The organism is Streptomyces sp. NPDC057617 (assembly GCF_042800555.1).
Classification (GTDB): Bacteria; Actinomycetota; Actinomycetes; order Streptomycetales; family Streptomycetaceae; genus Streptomyces.
This window is the reverse complement of sequence record NZ_JBHVGV010000010.1, coordinates 55,967-71,615: the sequence shown is the minus strand read 5'-3', so window position 1 is coordinate 71,615 and position 15,649 is coordinate 55,967. Positions and strand designations below refer to the sequence as shown.

General features: G+C 69.9%; 13 protein-coding genes. 5 read left to right on the top strand and 8 right to left on the bottom strand.

The features are described 5' to 3' along the window. Position 1: 1 nt before the first annotated feature. Both ACFU9P_RS24375 and ACFU9P_RS24370 read right to left on the bottom strand, forming a co-directional pair. Positions 2–763: a DeoR/GlpR family DNA-binding transcription regulator gene (locus ACFU9P_RS24375; RefSeq protein WP_384084368.1), complete on the bottom strand. Its 762-nt coding sequence runs from the start codon at positions 761–763 to the stop codon at positions 2–4. Between the two features lie 155 nt (positions 764–918). Then, complete coding sequence (locus ACFU9P_RS24370; RefSeq protein ID WP_384084777.1) at positions 919–2,367, bottom strand: MFS transporter; 1,449 nt, start codon at positions 2,365–2,367, stop codon at positions 919–921. A gap of 282 nt (positions 2,368–2,649) precedes the next feature. Here ACFU9P_RS24370 and ACFU9P_RS24365 point away from each other — a divergent pair, with 282 nt between their 5' ends. Beyond that, positions 2,650–3,654: a helix-turn-helix transcriptional regulator gene (locus ACFU9P_RS24365; RefSeq protein ID WP_384084365.1), complete on the top strand. Its 1,005-nt coding sequence runs from the start codon at positions 2,650–2,652 to the stop codon at positions 3,652–3,654. A gap of 141 nt (positions 3,655–3,795) precedes the next feature. Here the strand turns inward: ACFU9P_RS24365 and ACFU9P_RS24360 are convergent, their stop codons facing one another. Together ACFU9P_RS24360 and ACFU9P_RS24355 are read right to left on the bottom strand one after the other, a co-directional pair. Then, positions 3,796–4,791 (bottom strand): RNA polymerase sigma factor RpoD/SigA, encoded by a 996-nt coding sequence (locus ACFU9P_RS24360; RefSeq protein WP_384084362.1) that lies wholly within the window; start codon positions 4,789–4,791, stop codon positions 3,796–3,798. Between the two features lie 290 nt (positions 4,792–5,081). Beyond that, entirely contained in the window at positions 5,082–5,864 is a 783-nt protein-coding gene (locus ACFU9P_RS24355) for a dioxygenase (protein ID WP_384084359.1), read from the bottom strand. 89 nt (positions 5,865–5,953) lie between these two features. Between ACFU9P_RS24355 and ACFU9P_RS24350 the strand changes: the two genes are divergently transcribed. After that, on the top strand, positions 5,954–6,487 hold the full coding sequence (locus ACFU9P_RS24350; protein ID WP_376377678.1) for a MarR family winged helix-turn-helix transcriptional regulator: 534 nt from the start codon (positions 5,954–5,956) through the stop codon (positions 6,485–6,487). 168 nt (positions 6,488–6,655) lie between these two features. Here the strand turns inward: ACFU9P_RS24350 and ACFU9P_RS24345 are convergent, their stop codons facing one another. Then, positions 6,656–8,236, bottom strand: a complete 1,581-nt coding sequence (locus ACFU9P_RS24345; protein WP_376377575.1) for a DHA2 family efflux MFS transporter permease subunit — start codon at positions 8,234–8,236, stop codon at positions 6,656–6,658. A gap of 403 nt (positions 8,237–8,639) precedes the next feature. Further along, positions 8,640–9,299: a TetR/AcrR family transcriptional regulator gene (locus tag ACFU9P_RS24340; RefSeq protein WP_376377573.1), complete on the bottom strand. Its 660-nt coding sequence runs from the start codon at positions 9,297–9,299 to the stop codon at positions 8,640–8,642. A gap of 305 nt (positions 9,300–9,604) precedes the next feature. On the opposite strand from ACFU9P_RS24340, the gene ACFU9P_RS24335 reads away from it, so the two are divergent. Continuing rightward, a complete protein-coding gene (locus ACFU9P_RS24335; RefSeq protein WP_376377571.1) occupies positions 9,605–11,029 on the top strand; it encodes a M6 family metalloprotease domain-containing protein in 1,425 nt (474 codons plus the stop codon). On the opposite strand, the gene ACFU9P_RS24330 is transcribed toward ACFU9P_RS24335, so the two are convergent. Together ACFU9P_RS24330 and ACFU9P_RS24325 are read right to left on the bottom strand one after the other, a co-directional pair. Further along, on the bottom strand, positions 11,018–12,760 hold the full coding sequence (locus tag ACFU9P_RS24330; protein WP_384084355.1) for a class I adenylate-forming enzyme family protein: 1,743 nt from the start codon (positions 12,758–12,760) through the stop codon (positions 11,018–11,020). The two genes, ACFU9P_RS24335 and ACFU9P_RS24330, sit on opposite strands and share 12 nt — an antisense overlap. Before the next feature lie 187 nt (positions 12,761–12,947). Further along, positions 12,948–13,715 carry an SDR family NAD(P)-dependent oxidoreductase gene (locus ACFU9P_RS24325; protein ID WP_384084352.1) on the bottom strand — a complete coding sequence of 256 codons (768 nt, stop codon included), beginning with the start codon at positions 13,713–13,715 and terminating at the stop codon, positions 12,948–12,950. Positions 13,716–13,997: 282 nt separating this feature from the next. Between ACFU9P_RS24325 and ACFU9P_RS24320 the strand changes: the two genes are divergently transcribed. Together ACFU9P_RS24320 and ACFU9P_RS24315 are read left to right on the top strand one after the other, a co-directional pair. After that, positions 13,998–14,324, top strand: a complete 327-nt coding sequence (locus ACFU9P_RS24320; RefSeq protein ID WP_384084349.1) for an MSMEG_0570 family nitrogen starvation response protein — start codon at positions 13,998–14,000, stop codon at positions 14,322–14,324. Next, a complete protein-coding gene (locus tag ACFU9P_RS24315) occupies positions 14,321–15,637 on the top strand; it encodes an MSMEG_0569 family flavin-dependent oxidoreductase (protein WP_384084347.1) in 1,317 nt (438 codons plus the stop codon). Before ACFU9P_RS24320 ends, ACFU9P_RS24315 begins: the two co-directional genes overlap by 4 nt. The last annotated feature ends 12 nt before the right edge of the window (positions 15,638–15,649 follow it).

The following is a 15,649-nucleotide window of genomic DNA, read 5'->3' as shown; positions in this document are numbered from 1 at the left end:
CCTAGACGCTCAGGACTTCGGTGCCCGCGGCCTCGATCGCCGCGGCGTCCGGAGCGCCGAGTCCGCTGTCGGTGATGAGCAGATCGACATCGGCGAGGGTTCCGAAGCGCGCGAAGTGCTCCTGGCCGTGCTTGGCCGAGTCGGCGAGCAGCACCACCCGCCGGGCGGCGCCGACGAGCGCGCGCTTGACGGCTGCCTCGGCGAGATCGGGGGTGGTGAGTCCGCCGTCGGGCGAGAAGCCGTTGGTGCCGAGGAAGACGACATCGGCGCGGATCTCGCCGTACGCCCGCAGGGCCCAGGCGTCGACGGCCGCGCGGGTACGGTGCCGGACCCGGCCGCCCACGAGGTGGAGATCGATGCCCGGATGGTCGGCGAGGCGGGCGGCGACGGGCAGCGCGTGGGTGACGACGGTGAGCCCGCAGTCCAGCGGAAGGGCCGCCGCGAGCCGGGCCACGGTCGAGCCGGCGTCGAGGATCACACTGCCGTCCTGCGGCAGTTCGGCGAGCGCCGCGTGCGCGATGCGGTCCTTCTCGTCGGCGGCGGTGGACTCGCGCTCGGCGAGGTCGGGTTCGAAGTCGAGCCGCCCGGCCGGGATGGCGCCGCCGTGCACCCGCCGTACCAGCCCGGCGCGGTCGAGGGCCTTCAGATCACGCCGTACGGTCTCGGCGGTGACCTGGAACTCCTCGGCGAGCGCAAGGACATCGACCCGCCCGACCTCGCGGGCCAGGCGCAGGATCTCCTGCTGGCGCTCCGGTGCGTACATTTGGCTTTACGTCCGTTCCATGACCGAACCTGTGGTTTCGGCGACACGCTACGCCCGGATTTCCAGAAAGTAAACAGATCCGGACATGGGACGGACACAAGACGGACGCACTCAGACAGCACACGCGACTCGTTCCGCGCGTACCGCTCAAACCCTCACGAGGCCGCCTCCGCCGCCTCCGCCCCTTCCGCACGCTCCCGCGCGCGGGCCGGCAGCGCGAACATCACCGCGAAGATGACCGCGAGCACCGCCACCACCCACCACAGCGCGTGCTGGAACCCGTCCGCGAAGGCCGCACCCGGCCCACCCTGACCACCCGGACCGCCGGCCGCGAGCCGCTCGTCGACCACCCCGAAGAACACCACCGACACCAGACCGAGCCCCAGCGCGTTGCCCATCTGCTGCGTGGTGTTGATGAGTCCGGACGCCGAACCCGAGTGCTCGCGTGGCACCCCCGACAGCACCGCGTCCGTCAGCGGCGCCACGATCAGCCCCATACCGAGGCCCATCACGGTCAGCGGCAGCGCCATCTGCCAGGAGTGGATCTCCAGTCCGTACCGTCCGGCCTCCCAGATGTAGAGCAGCAGCCCCGTGATCATCGTCAGCGCCCCGGCCTGGAGTACGGCGCGCCCGAAGCGCGGGACCAGCTTCTGTACGGAGAGTCCCGCCGCCACCGACACCGCGATCGAGAACGGCACACCGGTCAGTCCAGCACGCAGCGGGCTCCAGCCGAGCCCGATCTGCATGTAGAGCGTCCAGACCAGGAAGAAGATGCCCAGGGCGACACCGAAGGTGAGCTGTACGGCAATGCCCGCGGCGAAGCTCTTCACCTTGAACAGCGACAGCTCGACCAGCGGCGAACCGTCCTTGCGCGTCTTCCGCCTCTCGTACGCCACAAAGCCGGTCAGCACGACCAGGCTGGCGGCCATGCACAGATGCCCCCAGAGCGGCCAGCCCAGCTCACGCCCGCGTGTGAGCGGATAGATCAGCATCAGCAGGGCGGTGGTCACCAGCACCACACCGACCAGGTCCAGCTTGAGCGCCTTGGGGGCCCTGGACTCGGTGATGAACCTGCGGCCGAGCAGCACACCCGCGATCCCCACCGGCAGATTGATCAGGAAGATCGGCCGCCATGCCAGGCCGAGAAGATCCCACTGGGTGAGCAGCGCGCCGAGCAGCGGGCCCGAGACCGCGCCGAGGCCGACGATCGCGCCGAACATCCCGAAGACCTTGCCGCGTTCCTCAGCGGGAAAGGTGACATGGATGATCGCCAGCACCTGCGGCACCATCATCGCGGCCATCGCGCCCTGGAGGAGCCGGGATCCGACCAGCATCTCCGGGTTCGCGGCGAAACCGCAGAGCGCGGAGGCGATCGTAAAGCCGGTGATTCCGATCAGGAACAGCCGCTTGCGGCCATAGATATCGCCGAGCCGGCCACCTGTGATCAGTCCGGCGGCAAAGGCCAGCGCGTATCCGGCGGTGATCCACTGGATCGCCCCGAACGAGGCCCCCAGATCCCGCTCCATGCTCGGGATCGCGATATTGACGATGGTCACATCGACCAGGTCCATGAACGCCGCGGTCATCACAACGGCCAGCGCCAGCCACCGCCGCCGGTCGACGGACCCGGGCGCGACACCACCGACACCACGGGCACTACTGGCATCACCGGCACCACCAGCACCGCCACTCCCACCAGCACCACCGACCCCGGAAGCGGTCCCGGCAGCAACCCCGGAAGCGGTCCCAGCAACAGCCCCGTCAGCAGCCCCAGAAGCCGTATCTCTTACAGCCGTATCCACTACGGCGGGCGAAGAACTCATGCCCCGCACGCTAGGAGTCATCTAGGCCGGTTCATGTCCTAGTTAACCCGCACCATGGATCCCATGACCGATACCCCCGGGCGCCTCCTCACCCTGCTCTCCCTCCTCCAGACCCCTCGCGAGTGGCCGGGCAGCGAGCTGGCCGAGCGCCTCGGCGTCAGCCCGCGCACCATCCGCCGCGACATCGACCGGCTGCGCGACCTCGGCTACCCCGTCGAAGCCACCAAGGGCGCCATCGGCGGCTACCGCCTGGTCGCCGGTACGGCCATGCCCCCGCTGCTCCTCGACGACGAGGAGGCCGTCGCCATCGCGGTCGGGCTGCGGGCCGGCGCGGGCCATGCGATCGAGGGTGTCGACGAGGCTTCCGTACGCGCCCTCGCCAAGCTGGAGCAGGTGCTGCCGTCCCGGCTGCGCCACCGCGTCTCCACCCTCCAGGCCGCGACGATTCCGCTCACCCGGGGCGACGGCGCGACCATCGACCCCCGCACCCTGACCGTCATCGCCGCCGCCGTCACGGGCCACGAGAGACTGCGCTTCGGCTATCGCTCCGGGGCCGGTACGGAGACAAAGCGGCAGGTCGAGCCGTACCGCCTCGTCTCCACCGACCGGCGCTGGTACCTGGTGGCGTACGACCTGGGGCGCGAGGACTGGCGTACGTTCCGCGTCGACCGGGTCGACGAGCCCTTCGCCACCGGCGCCCGGTTCAGCCCGAGGGAGGTGCCGACCGGGGACGCCAGGCAGTTTCTGAGCCGGTCGATCTACCGCAGGCAGCCGCTGACGGAGGTGGATGTGAGCTTCGCGGCGCCCGTGGAGGCGGTACGGGCACGGCTCCCCGCCTATCTCGGCACACCCGAGCCGACCGGCCCGGACTCCTGCCGGCTGCGCACCACGACCAGCGACTCCCCGGAGTGGCTGGCGCTGCGACTGGCGCTGGTCGACTGCGAGTTCACCGTGCGTCAGCCGGCGAGTCTGACGGAGCATCTCCGCGAACTGGCGGCCCGCCTCATCCGCGCCACCGCCGTCGGCACGACGGACCAGCAGAAGACCACGGACCCGGAGAAAAGGTGAGCCCCGGCACCTGGGGGGGGTTGGTGCCGGGGCTCGTCTATGGGGGCCGATGAATCGGCCGGTGCGTACGAGGAACAGTACGAGTAAGGCCGACCCTACGGCTACTGGACGGCGACGTCACGCCGCCGCGTCGAAAAGTCCTCACGCAGCCGCGTCAAAACCTGTATCCCGTGCCATCCTCTTCAGCTCCAGCAGAGCGTGCTTCTCTATCTGCCGGATCCGCTCACGCGTCAGACCGTGCTGCTTGCCGACCTCCGTTAGCGTACGCTCCCGGCCGTCCTCGATGCCGTACCGCATCTTGATGATCGAGGCCGTGCGCTGGTCGAGCTTGCCTATCAGGTCCTCCAGCTCCTCACTGCGCAGCAGCGTCAGCACCGACTGCTCGGGCGACACGGCGGAGGTGTCCTCCAGCAGATCGCCGAACTGGGTGTCGCCGTCGTCGTCCACCGACATGTTCAAGCTGACCGGGTCACGGGCCCAGTCCAGCACATCGTTGACCCGCGCCGGGTTCGTGCCCAGCTCGGCGGCGACTTCCTCGGGCTCGGGATCCCGTCCGTTCTCCCGGTTGAACTCCCGCTGCACACGGCGGATCCTGCCCAGCTCCTCCACGAGATGGACCGGCAGCCGGATCGTGCGCGACTGGTCCGCTATGGAGCGGGTGATGGCCTGGCGGATCCACCAGGTGGCGTACGTGGAGAACTTGAAGCCCTTCGCGTAGTCGAACTTCTCGACCGCGCGCACCAGGCCCGCGTTCCCCTCCTGGATCAGGTCCAGCAGCGGCAGACCGCTGCGCGGATAGCGGCGCGCCACGGCCACCACCAGGCGGAGGTTCGACCGTATGAAGATGTCCTTCGCGCGCTCGCCCGCGGCGGCCAGCGCCTCCAGCTCCTCGCGCGAGGCGCCACCCGCCTCGCTCTCCACCTGTCCGTCGAGGATCTGGCGGGCGTAGACTCCGGCCTCGATGGTCTGGGACAGCTCGACTTCCTTTGCGGCGTCGAGCAGCGGCGTACGCGCGATCTCGTCGAGGTACATGCCGACCAGGTCGCGGTCGGCGATCTCCCCGCCTCCAGCGCGAACACTGCTTGCCGCGTTCGTCCCGCCGGCGGCGGTACGACGGGCGACGGCACGGGTTGCCATGCGAGCTCCCTTACTGAACTGAGTAGGTCGCGACACCCTCACGGGTGCCCTGCATCCGAAGGAAACAACGACTGGAATCCGGACAGAATTCCCATGGCGTACATCTGTTTTCTGATCATGCAGTACCCTGTGCCGCCGACCGGGGTGGACAGAAGCCCCAGAGGGGGACAGAACCCCAGGTCAGGGCCAGGGTAACGACCTTCTCGGGCACCCCGTCGCCGCATCTTCCGCCTCCCCCGAAGTAACCTCGCTCTCATCTTCAAGACGGCCCCCGCTCGGCAAAGGTTGCCTCAGCCGAACTGCACCGAACGCTTCGCCAGCCCCATCCAGAAGCCGTCGATGACGCTCCTGCCGCCGCCCAGCTCGCCCTCCGAGGCGCCGAGGGTCACGAACAGCGGGGCGAAGTGCTCGGTGCGGGGATGGGCGTACCGCCCCGCCGGCGCCTTGTTCTCGAAGTCGAGCAGGGCGTCGACGTCCCCGGCCAGCAGCGCCCGCATCCCCCAGTCGTCGAACTCCGCCGACCAGCCCGGCACCCCTCCCCCCGGGTGCCGCAGCGCCGCCAGATTGTGGGTGAAGAAGCCGCTGCCGACGATCAGCACCCCTTCATCCCGCAGCGGCGCCAGCCTGCGCCCGGTCTCCAGCAGCTTCCGGGGGTCGAGCGTCGGCATGGAGACCTGGAGTACGGGGATGTCGGCGGCCGGGAACATCTCCACCAGCGGCACATACGCCCCGTGGTCGAGCCCCCGGTCCGGCACGTCGACGACAGGCGTACCGGCCGCTCGCAGCAACTTCCGCACCGAGTCCGCGAGTTCGGGCGCGCCGGGGGCGGCGTACCGTACCTGATAGTAGTGCTCGGGGAAGCCCCAGAAGTCGTAGACCAGGGGGACCGTCTCGATGGCGCCGAGCGCGAGCGGGGCCTCTTCCCAGTGCGCGGAGACCACCAGGATCGCCTTGGGGCGCGGCAGCTCGGCGGCCCAGGCGGCCAGCTCGCCGGGCCAGACCGGATCGTCGGCGAGCGGCGGGGCGCCATGGGAGAGATAGAGGGCGGGCATGCGCTTCGCGACAGCGTTCATGGCGACTCCCGGGCAATTCGTTTGAAACCTCAAGCACTCATTTCATACAACCCTATCCAGCCCTAGTTTAACTTTCAAGAATGAGTACAGTGGATTACATGACCACGGCATCCACCGGCAATGACGCCGGTACCGGCGGGGAGCCGCGCTGGCTCAGCGACGAGGAACAGCGCGTCTGGCAGGCCTATCTCCAGGCGACGACGCTGCTGGAGGACCATCTCGACCGCCAGTTGCAGCGCGACTCGGGGATGCCGCACATCTATTACGCGCTGCTCGTGCATCTCGCGCGGGCGCCACGGCGCCGGATGCGGATGACCCAGCTCGCCAAGGACGCCAAGATCACCAGATCGCGGCTCTCGCATGCGATCGCGAGGCTGGAGCAGCACGGCTGGGTCCAGCGCGAGGACTGCCCTTCCGACAAGCGCGGTCAGAACGCCTTCCTGACCGAGCTGGGCAACGAGGTGCTGAAGCAGGCGGCGCCGGGGCATGTCGCCGCCGTACGCCAGGCGATCTTCGACCGGCTCAGCCCCGAGCAGGTGAAGCAACTCGGGGAGATCATGCAGGTGATGGCCGAGGGGCTGCAGCCGGAGGGCACGGGCGCGGATCTGCCCTGGCGCCGCTGAGCAGCGGGAACACCAGGGCAGATCATCCGTTCTTCGGTTGTTCGACAGCAATGCTTGTTCGGCGGTGATGCTTGTTCGGCGGTGATCACCGGATGCGACTGCCGGGTCGTACGACAACACGACAACCAGGCCGTACGACCACGTCAGTGCATCCTCAATGCATCACGCTCAGTGCATCGCGATCGGCATCTTCGTAGCGTCCTCCAGGCCCTCCGCGCCCTCGCCGCCCGAGGCCGCCGGCGAGTTGTCGGGACGCCCGGTGTTGATGGCGGTCACCGCGATCAGGGCGGCGACCGCCAGGATCCCGACCGCCCACCAGATGGCGCTGGAGTAGCCCTCGACCATGCCCCGCAGCTCCAGGAGCTGCGGGTTGCCGCCGGCCGTCGCGTGCGAGGTGATGTACGAGGTCGTGGCCGAGGCCGCGATCGTGTTCAGCAGCGCCGTACCGATCGCGCCGCCCACCTGCTGCGACGTGTTGACCATCGCCGACGCCACGCCCGCGTCCCGCGGCTCGATGCCGTAGGTGGCGAGCGACATGGCCGGCATGAACGCCGTACCCATGCCCAGACCCAGCAGGAGCTGCGCGGGCAGGATCAGACCGGCGTACGACGAACCGATTTCGAGCTGCGTCAGCAGCAGCATGCCGATCGCCGCGACCAGGAAGCCGGGGCCCATCAGCAGCCGCGGCGCCACCCGGGTCATCAGCCGCGCGCCGATCTGCGTCGATCCGGTGATCATGCCCGCGATCATCGGCAGGAAGGCGAAGCCGGTCTCCATCGCCGAGTAGCCCTTGACGACCTGGAGGTAGTACGTCAGGAAGAGGAACAGACCGAACATCGCGATGATCGCGAGGCCCAGGGAGGAGTAGACACCGCCGCGGTTGCGGTCGGCGACCACCCGCAGGGGCAGCAGCGGGTGCGCGACCCTCGACTCGACGACGACGAACGCCAGCAGGAGCACGGCGGAGCCGACGAAGAGCGAGATGGTCGTGGTGTCGGACCAGCCGTCGGACTCGGCGCGGGTGAAGCCGTACACCAGCGAGACCAGGCCCAGCGTGGACAGCACAACACCGGCGAGGTCCAGCGGGTTGCGGTTGCGGCCGCCCTCCGGCTCGCGGATCACGAAGTACGCGCCGAGCGCGGCGACGATCGCGAACGGGATGTTGACGAAGAAGGTCCAGCGCCAGTCCAGGTACTCGGTGAGGACACCGCCGAGGATCAGACCGACCGCGCCACCGCCACCCGCGATCGCGCCGTAGATACCGAACGCCTTCGCCCGTTCCTTGGCGTCGGTGAACAGCACCGCGAGCAGCGAGAGCGCGGCGGGCGCGAGCAGCGCGCCGAAGGCACCCTGGAGGGCGCGGGCGCCGAACAGCATCGCCTCGCCGTTGGCCGCGCCGCCGATCGCGGACGCGGTGGCGAAGCCGAGCAGACCGATGACGAAGACGCGCTTACGTCCCCACAGGTCGGCGAGGCGCCCGCCGAACAGCAGCAGCCCTCCGAAGGCGAGGGCGTAGGCGGTGATGACCCACTGCTTGTTGCCGTCCGATATGCCCAGGTCCCGCTGGGCGGAGGGCAGCGCGATGTTCACGATGGTCGCGTCGAGCACGACCATGAGCTGCGCGAGGGCGATGAAGCCCAGGGCTTTCCAGCGGGTGGGCTCGACATGTGGCGCCGAGGCGTGCCGCGCGGCCGGGGCCGGCTGTTGTTCTGATCCGGCCGGTTCGGCCGAGGACGCTGATTTTGACATGGAGATATCCACCTAAGGGTGCAGAAAGGCGAAAAGGTCGGTAAGTACAGGCGACGCTGCCGGACTTACGAGGTCATGGAGCCACCGGGATCACCAGGTGACCGGATGATGTACGGGAGGATCCGGGGGCGTACGGGAACGGGTGCCGCACGGACCGACGGACCGACCGGACGACACTACGGCCGACCAGACGACGACCGGACGACGTAACGACCGGGCGACGTAACGACCGGACGGTGGTACGACCGACCGGACGTCGGTACGACGACGGGTACGCGGCAGCCGCGCATACGGTCCGTACGGTCCACCTGGTCCGTACGGGATGCGCAGCCCCCGGTCACCGGTTCCTGCGCTCGGCCGCCGGGCTGGGATTCCGGGGCCGGAGTTCATGGTTCAGGGCGCGTCACGGAGCGGCGCGGCGCAGATCCTCCAGGGTCGCGGCCGAGCCGGGCAGTTCGGACCGGACGGGCGCCTCCAGGCCGTCGACAAAGAGCTGGAGGTGCCGGTGGGCGAACCGGTCCATGGTCAGGCAGCCGGTGCCGGGCAGCGGGCGGGTGAGCTGGGACAGCGCGACCATCAGATCGCCGACGGCGACATCCGTACGCAGCCGTCCCGCTTTCCGCGCCCGCTCCATCAGCCCTTCGACGGCCTCTTCGAGGCGCTCACGTCCGGCGTGCAGATCGGGATGGTCCCTGTCGAACGCGTTCGACAGCAGGGGGCAGAGCGCCCCGATCCGCTCGTCCGCCGCGATGTGCACAAAGCGGCGCAGCGCGTGGAACGGGTCGGACTCCTCGGCGCTGATCCTCTCCGCGTGGTCCGTGGCGCGGGCCATCACAAAGAGCACAACGTCGTGGATGAGGGCGTTCCGGTCGGGGAAGTGGCGGTAGAGCGTGGCATTGCCGATTCCGGCGCGGCGGGCGATCTCGTCGAGCGGGGCCTCGGCTCCGTACTCCACGAACAGCTCGCGTGCCGCGACGACGATCCGCTCCCGGTTGCGCAGAGCGTCCGCGCGCGGCCGTGTCGTACGGCGCGCTTCGGGTGCGGCGGCGGTAACGGCGGTCACGTCTGGCCCTTCCCTCGGTTTTCGGTCCGTCCCCGCTTCGGGGGGTGTCCCCGGTTCGGGAGGTACGGAGGTGTTCAGTCGGACGTAGATGCAAACGGGGAAGCGGTCCCCGGTTATTTCAGGAATCCCCGTGAATCCATGTGACCTGAGTCACAAAGTCTGAGCACACACGCCGACACGCCTCGACGCGCCGAAAGTACCCACGTTCGGCCGAACCCAGCGCGCGCGGACACGCCGAACGGCGGAGGGTGATCGAACGGAGTGCAGTCAGGACGGCCGACTGCCGCGGACCCGAAGGCGACCGCATGAAGCAGACGCGTCGGATACGCAGAACCGGCGGCAGTGCCGGAAAAACGGGCCACGGCAGTACCAGTGGCGACAGCGGTACAAGTGGCGAAAGCACCGCACCGGGGGACGGCACGCACCCAGGCGCCGGCTCCACCCCGGGCGGCGGACATCGCGGACACCGTTACCGCGGAGGCTCCCACCGGCTCTCCACCCTCGCCGGTCTCACCGCCCTCGCCCTCGCCGCCCTCACCACCGCCAGCGACACGCTCTCCGGCCCCACCCACGCCTCCGCGGGCTCCCTGGCCGCGGGCAGGGACGCCTCCCTCGCCCCCTGCCGTATCGCCGCCGCCTCGACCGTACAGATGTCGGAGGGGCTGCCCACCCCGCCCGGCTACTCCCCCTCCACCGGCACGGTCCGCGCGCTCAACCTCATGATCGACTTCCCGGACGCACAGGGCCCCGGCACAGCGCTCGACCGGCTCGGCGAGTTCTTCCCGAAGACCGCGCAGTGGTTCAGAACCAGTTCGTACGGACGGCTCGACTACAAGGCCGAAGCTCCGCTGACGGACTGGCTGCGGATGCCGCTGTCGTTCGCGGCGTACGGGATAGAGCGCGGCGCGCCGTACGAACCGGGCTACCGGCGGCTCGTCGAGGACATCGTGGCCGCCGCCGACGCCCAGGTGGACTTCGCGGCGTACGACCTGGTCAACGTCCTGGTCACGCCCAATGCCGGGCCCTCTGCGCTGGACACCGTGCTGTCCGTCACCTTCTCCGGCAACCCGGACGCCCCCGAGGCCGACGGCACGCCCCTCGCCAACACGTCCTTCGTCTACAGCCGCCAGGACGACGGCTCGGGCTCGTACTCGGAGACCGGCTACCGCGTGCTGCCGCACGAGAACGGCCATGTCTTCGGCCTCCCCGACCTCTACACCATGGACGGCGGCAGCTCGGTCGGGCACTGGGACATCATGTCCGAGGACTGGGGCGCCAACAACGATCTGCTGGGCTGGCACAAGTGGAAGCTCGGCTGGCTCGACGACGAGCAGATCCGCTGCGCGTCGATGGCCGGGGTCAGTGAGTATCTGCTGGAACCGCTGGCCAGGACGGGCGGCCCCAAGGTGACCTTCGTACCGGTCTCCAAGGAGTCCGGTTACGCGGTGGAGGTACGGACCCGGGAGGGCAACGATGAAGCGGTCTGTGAGCCCGGCGTCCTGATCTACCGCGTGGACTCGACGGTCGACACCGGGCGCGGCCCGATCGCGGTCTCGGACAGCCGCAGGAACAGCGGCGGCTGCACGCGGCGGCCCAATGTGCACGCGGAACTGTCGGACGCGTTGTACAAGCCGGGTGACACGTTCGTGGACAGCGACCACGACATCCGGATCACGGTGATGGCGAAGGAGCCGGGCGGGAACTTCCGGGTGCGGGTGTCACGCCCTTGAGGTCCCCGGTCCGTGAGATGTCGCCTTGAGGACCTCCGTGCGCAGCTCGCGCTTGAGGAGCTTGCCGGACGGGTTGCGGGGCAACGGCTCCTCCCGTACGAGCACATGGGCCGGGACCTTGAAGGCGGCGAGCCGGGCGGCGACATGCGCCCGCAGCTCCGCGACAGCGGTTGCGGCGCCGGGCCGGACCCGTACCACCGCGGCGACCTCCTCGCCCAGTTCCGGGTGCGGGACCCCGAGCACCGCGGCGTCGAGGACATCGGGATGGTCGTGCAGTACGCCCTCGACCTCCACACAGGACACGTTCTCGCCGCCCCTGACGATCACGTCCTTGATCCGGTCCACGACCGTGACCCGCCCGTCGCGCACGACCGCGAGATCGCCGGTCCTGAACCAGCCGTCCGGGGTGAACGCCTCGGCGGTGGCGGCCTCGTCGCGCCAGTAGCCCCGTACGAGCGACTGCCCGCGCAGCCACAGCTCGCCGGACCGCCCGTCCGGTACGGGTTCGCCCCGCGGGCCGGCGATCCGTAGCTCCGTGGCGGGCGTCGGCCGGCCCGCGGTGCCCGGGAAGCGCCGGTACTCCTCGCCGAAGGCGGCCAGCACTCCGCCGCAGGTCTCCGTCAGGCCGTAGCCGTTGCGTGGCTCGACGCGCTCGCCGCAGCGGGCGGTCAGGCGGGTGAGCAGCGCGGGCGGCGGGGCGGCGCCGCCGGTGCTGAGGAGGGTGAGCATCGCCAGCGGGTCGTTGCCGGCGTTCTCAGTGGCTTCTGTGTCCAGGAGCTGGAGCGCGGTGGTGGGGACCCCGGCGAACTGCGTCACCCGATGCACACGGATCAGCCGCAGGGCCTCCCGCGCGTCCCACTTGCGCATCAGGACGAGCGTGCCGCCGACCGACATCGCCGAATAGAAGCAGGTGAACGCGGCGACATGGAAGAAGGGGTACGTCATGAGCGTGACCGGCGCGGGCCCCTGGCCGGGGATCCGCCCGCGCGCGAGGGCGGAGGCGGCGGCCTGGAAGCGCGGGTTCATGGCCGCCCCGGCCTGTGCGAGCTGGGTGGCGACGGCGCCCTTGGGGCGGCCGGTCGTGCCGGAGGTGTAGATGATGGTGGCGTCGTCCTCGGCCCGTACTTCGACATCGGGCGGGGCGGCGGCGGGATCGGGGGCGGGCAGGTCCTCGTACCGTTCGTACGCTGCGTACCGTTCGGTTCCCCCCGCGGGCTCGGTGCCCTCGTAGCGGAAGACGACCGTCCGTACCCCCTCGCGCCGCCCGGCCCAGCGCGCGACACGCGGCAGCCGCTCGCCGTCCACGAGCAGCACGCGCGGCGCGCAGTCGTCCAGGGCGTGGCTGAACTCCGCCTCGGTCCACCAGGCGTTGAGCGGTACGGCGACCAGCCCGGCCAACTGGGCCGCCCAGAAGGCGATCTGCCACTCCGGGTGATTGCGCATCGCGATGACGGCGCGGTCGCCGGGGCGCAGCCCGTACGAATCGTGGAGGTGGTTGGCGAGCGCGGTGGCGGCGGCGAAGAACCGGCTGTACGTGTACGTTCCGCCCTCCGCCACCAGGAACGGGCGGTCGCCGTAGGCCCAGGTCGCCTCGACGAACTCGCGCAGGGTGCGGGGCCCGTCGGCATACATCGGCGAACCGTTCTCGGCCCGTACGACGGCGAAGGGCGCACCCGGCGCGGTCAGGATGTCCGGCTCGGGCACGCGGCACCTTTCTCGGAGGTCGCTCATCGGAGGTGGCTCAGTGGCCGCTCGGCGGTCGATTGGTGGCCGCTCGGCGGTCTTTCAGCGGTCCGGTCGGGGTGCCCGGTCCTGGGGGTCGGCGGCGACGCTATGCGGACGCCGCCGGACCCGTCAACCAGTGATCTTGCCCCGCCCCCGACCGGCTTCAAGTGATCTCGCCCCGCCCCGACCGGCTTCAGCCGACTTCCGCACCGCAGGTGATGTTGAGCGCGGTCGCGGTCATGGAGCGGGCGCGGTCGGAGGCGGCGAAGGCGGCCACGTTCGCGACGTCCTCCCGGGTGGCGGCCCGCTTCAGCAGGGTGGGCCGCACGATGTCCTCGACGATGGCCTGGCCGCCCTCGAAGTCCTCGGGGATCGTGTCCACGATGCCCGCGGTCTGGAGGGTGAGCGCGCGGATTCCGTACTGCCCCAGCTCGGCGGCGAGCTGCCTGCGCAGCGCCTCCAGGGCCTGGAAGGCGACCTGAAGCCCGCCGAGATTCCAGCCGGGGTGCGGATCGCCGTACCCCCCGAACATGAGGATCACGCCCGACCGCCGCGGGATCATATGGCGCGCAGCGGCGCGCGCGGTCAGGAAGTTGGTGCGCAGGGCGGTCTCGACGGGCTGGTGGAAGTCCGCGAACGACATCTCCGCGAGCGGGGTGCCCTGCACATCGTTGTGGGAGATCAGATTGAACGAGATGTCGATGCCCCCGGCCCGCGCGGCGACATCGTCCGCGTGCGCGTCCACGGCCTGTTCGTCTAGTGCGTCCACGACGGCGGACTCGATGACGCCGCTCTCGGCACCGATCTCCGCACCGATCTCGGACGCGACACGCTCCAGCGGGGCGGGCGTCCTGGCGGCGATGAAGACCCGGGCGCCTTCCCGTACGAAGGTCCGGGCCACGGCGCTGCCGATGGCGCCGCTGCCGCCGTAGATGACGGCGGTCTTGTCCTTGAGCAGCATGTCGGCTCTCCTCCTTGTGGGTGACGTACCCATTCCGAAGCCATGACTCTGCTCCGCACGGAAACTCATCGCTTTCGGGGCCCTCGGCCCGGTGGCCGGGGGCCAGGGCCGGGACTTCGCCGCTGGGACAACCCCGCGCACCCGAAGGATCACCCGGTGTGAGGAGCCTGTAACTCCGCTTTATTCCGGATGACTCGGTTCGGCAATCGCCGCTGGCTGAAGTTGTTGTCACAAGCAGCGACGAGGTGCCACACCACCTCGGCGCCTCGCCCGGAGGACTTCATGCCTGAGATCTATTTTCATGTGCGCTGGCCCGACGGCGCGACCCAGCGCTGCTACTCCCCGTCCACAGTGGTCGAGGAGTACTTCACGGCGGGCGGCGAGTACGGACTCGCCGACTTCGTGGAGCGTAGCCGGACGGCACTCGGTATCGCGAGTGACCGGGTGCGGGAGAAGTTCGGGTTCCACTGCACCGGCGCGTCCGAGCAACTCGCCCTGATCGAGCGGACCGCCGTCGGCTATGCCTCCGCCGACGGGGCCGACGCGTCCGCCGACGGTGCCAAGGTCACCGTCGTGTCCCTCGTCAACGCCGACGGGAGCCCTCGATGAGCCCGGCGGCGCGGCTGGCCGGGGCCCACTATCCGGTGGCGGTGGTCGGCGGCGGACAGGCCGGTCTGTCGGTCAGCTACCACCTGAGCCGACGCGGTATCGATCATGTCGTGGTCGAGGCGGACCGGGTCGGTCACGAGTGGCGTGAGCGCCGCTGGGACTCGTTCTGCCTGGTGACCCCGAACTGGCAGTGCAAGCTCCCCGGCTTCCCCTATCAGGGGGACGACCCCGACGGATTCATGGTCCGTGACGAGATCGTCCGGTATCTCCAGGACTATGTGGCCTTCTTCCGGCCGCCGCTGGTGGAGGGCGTACCGGTCACCGGGCTGCGGCGGGCCACCGACGGGCGCTTCGAACTGACCACCGCGGAGGGGGGATTCACCGCCGATCAGGTGGTGGTGGCCACCGGGCCGTACCACAATCCGTCCATCCCCCGGATGGCCGAGCGCCTGCCCGCCGGCGTCACGCAGATCCACTCCTCCCGTTACCGCGCCCCTGACCGGCTCCCCGAGGGCGGCGTCCTGGTCGTCGGCACCGGCCAGTCCGGCTGCCAGATCGCCGAGGACCTGCATCTCGCGGGCCGGCAGGTGCATCTGGCCGTCGGCAGCGCGCCCCGGGTCGCCCGCTTCTACCGGGACCGCGACTGTGTGGCCTGGCTGGATGAGATGGGGCACTACGCGAAGGGCATCGACAGCTTCGACAACGCCTCAGCCGTCCGGATGCGGGTCAACCACTATGTCACCGGGCGCGACGGCGGCCGCGACATCGATCTGCGGGCCTTCGCCCGGGACGGAATGCGCCTGTACGGGCGGCTGACCGGCATCAACGGTACGACGCTGGAGTTCGCGGACGATCTGAAGATCAACCTGGACCGGGCCGACGGGGTGGCCGAGTCCATCAAGGACGCCATCGACGCGCATATCTCGGCGCACGGCCTCCAGGCCCCCCACGAGCCACGGTACGTACCGGTGTGGGAGCCCTCCGGGCATGTGGCCGAACTCGATCTCGCCGAGGCCGGTATCACCTCCGTCGTCTGGTCCACCGGCTTCACCCGCGACCACCGGTGGATCGAGATACCCGCCTTCGACGGCCGCGGCTATCCGATGCACCGGCGCGGCGCCACCAGCACCCCCGGCCTGTACTTCCTGGGCCTGCCCTGGCAGTACTCGTGGGGCTCCGGACGCTTCGAGGCCGTCGGCCGGGACGCCGGATTCCTCGCCGACCACATCGACGCCAACCGCCGCCTCGCCGACGTGTGCGGCACCCTCACCGGGGCGCCGGCCTCCGTCACTTCCGCCCTCCCCCTGGGCTGACAGGAGCCTCCC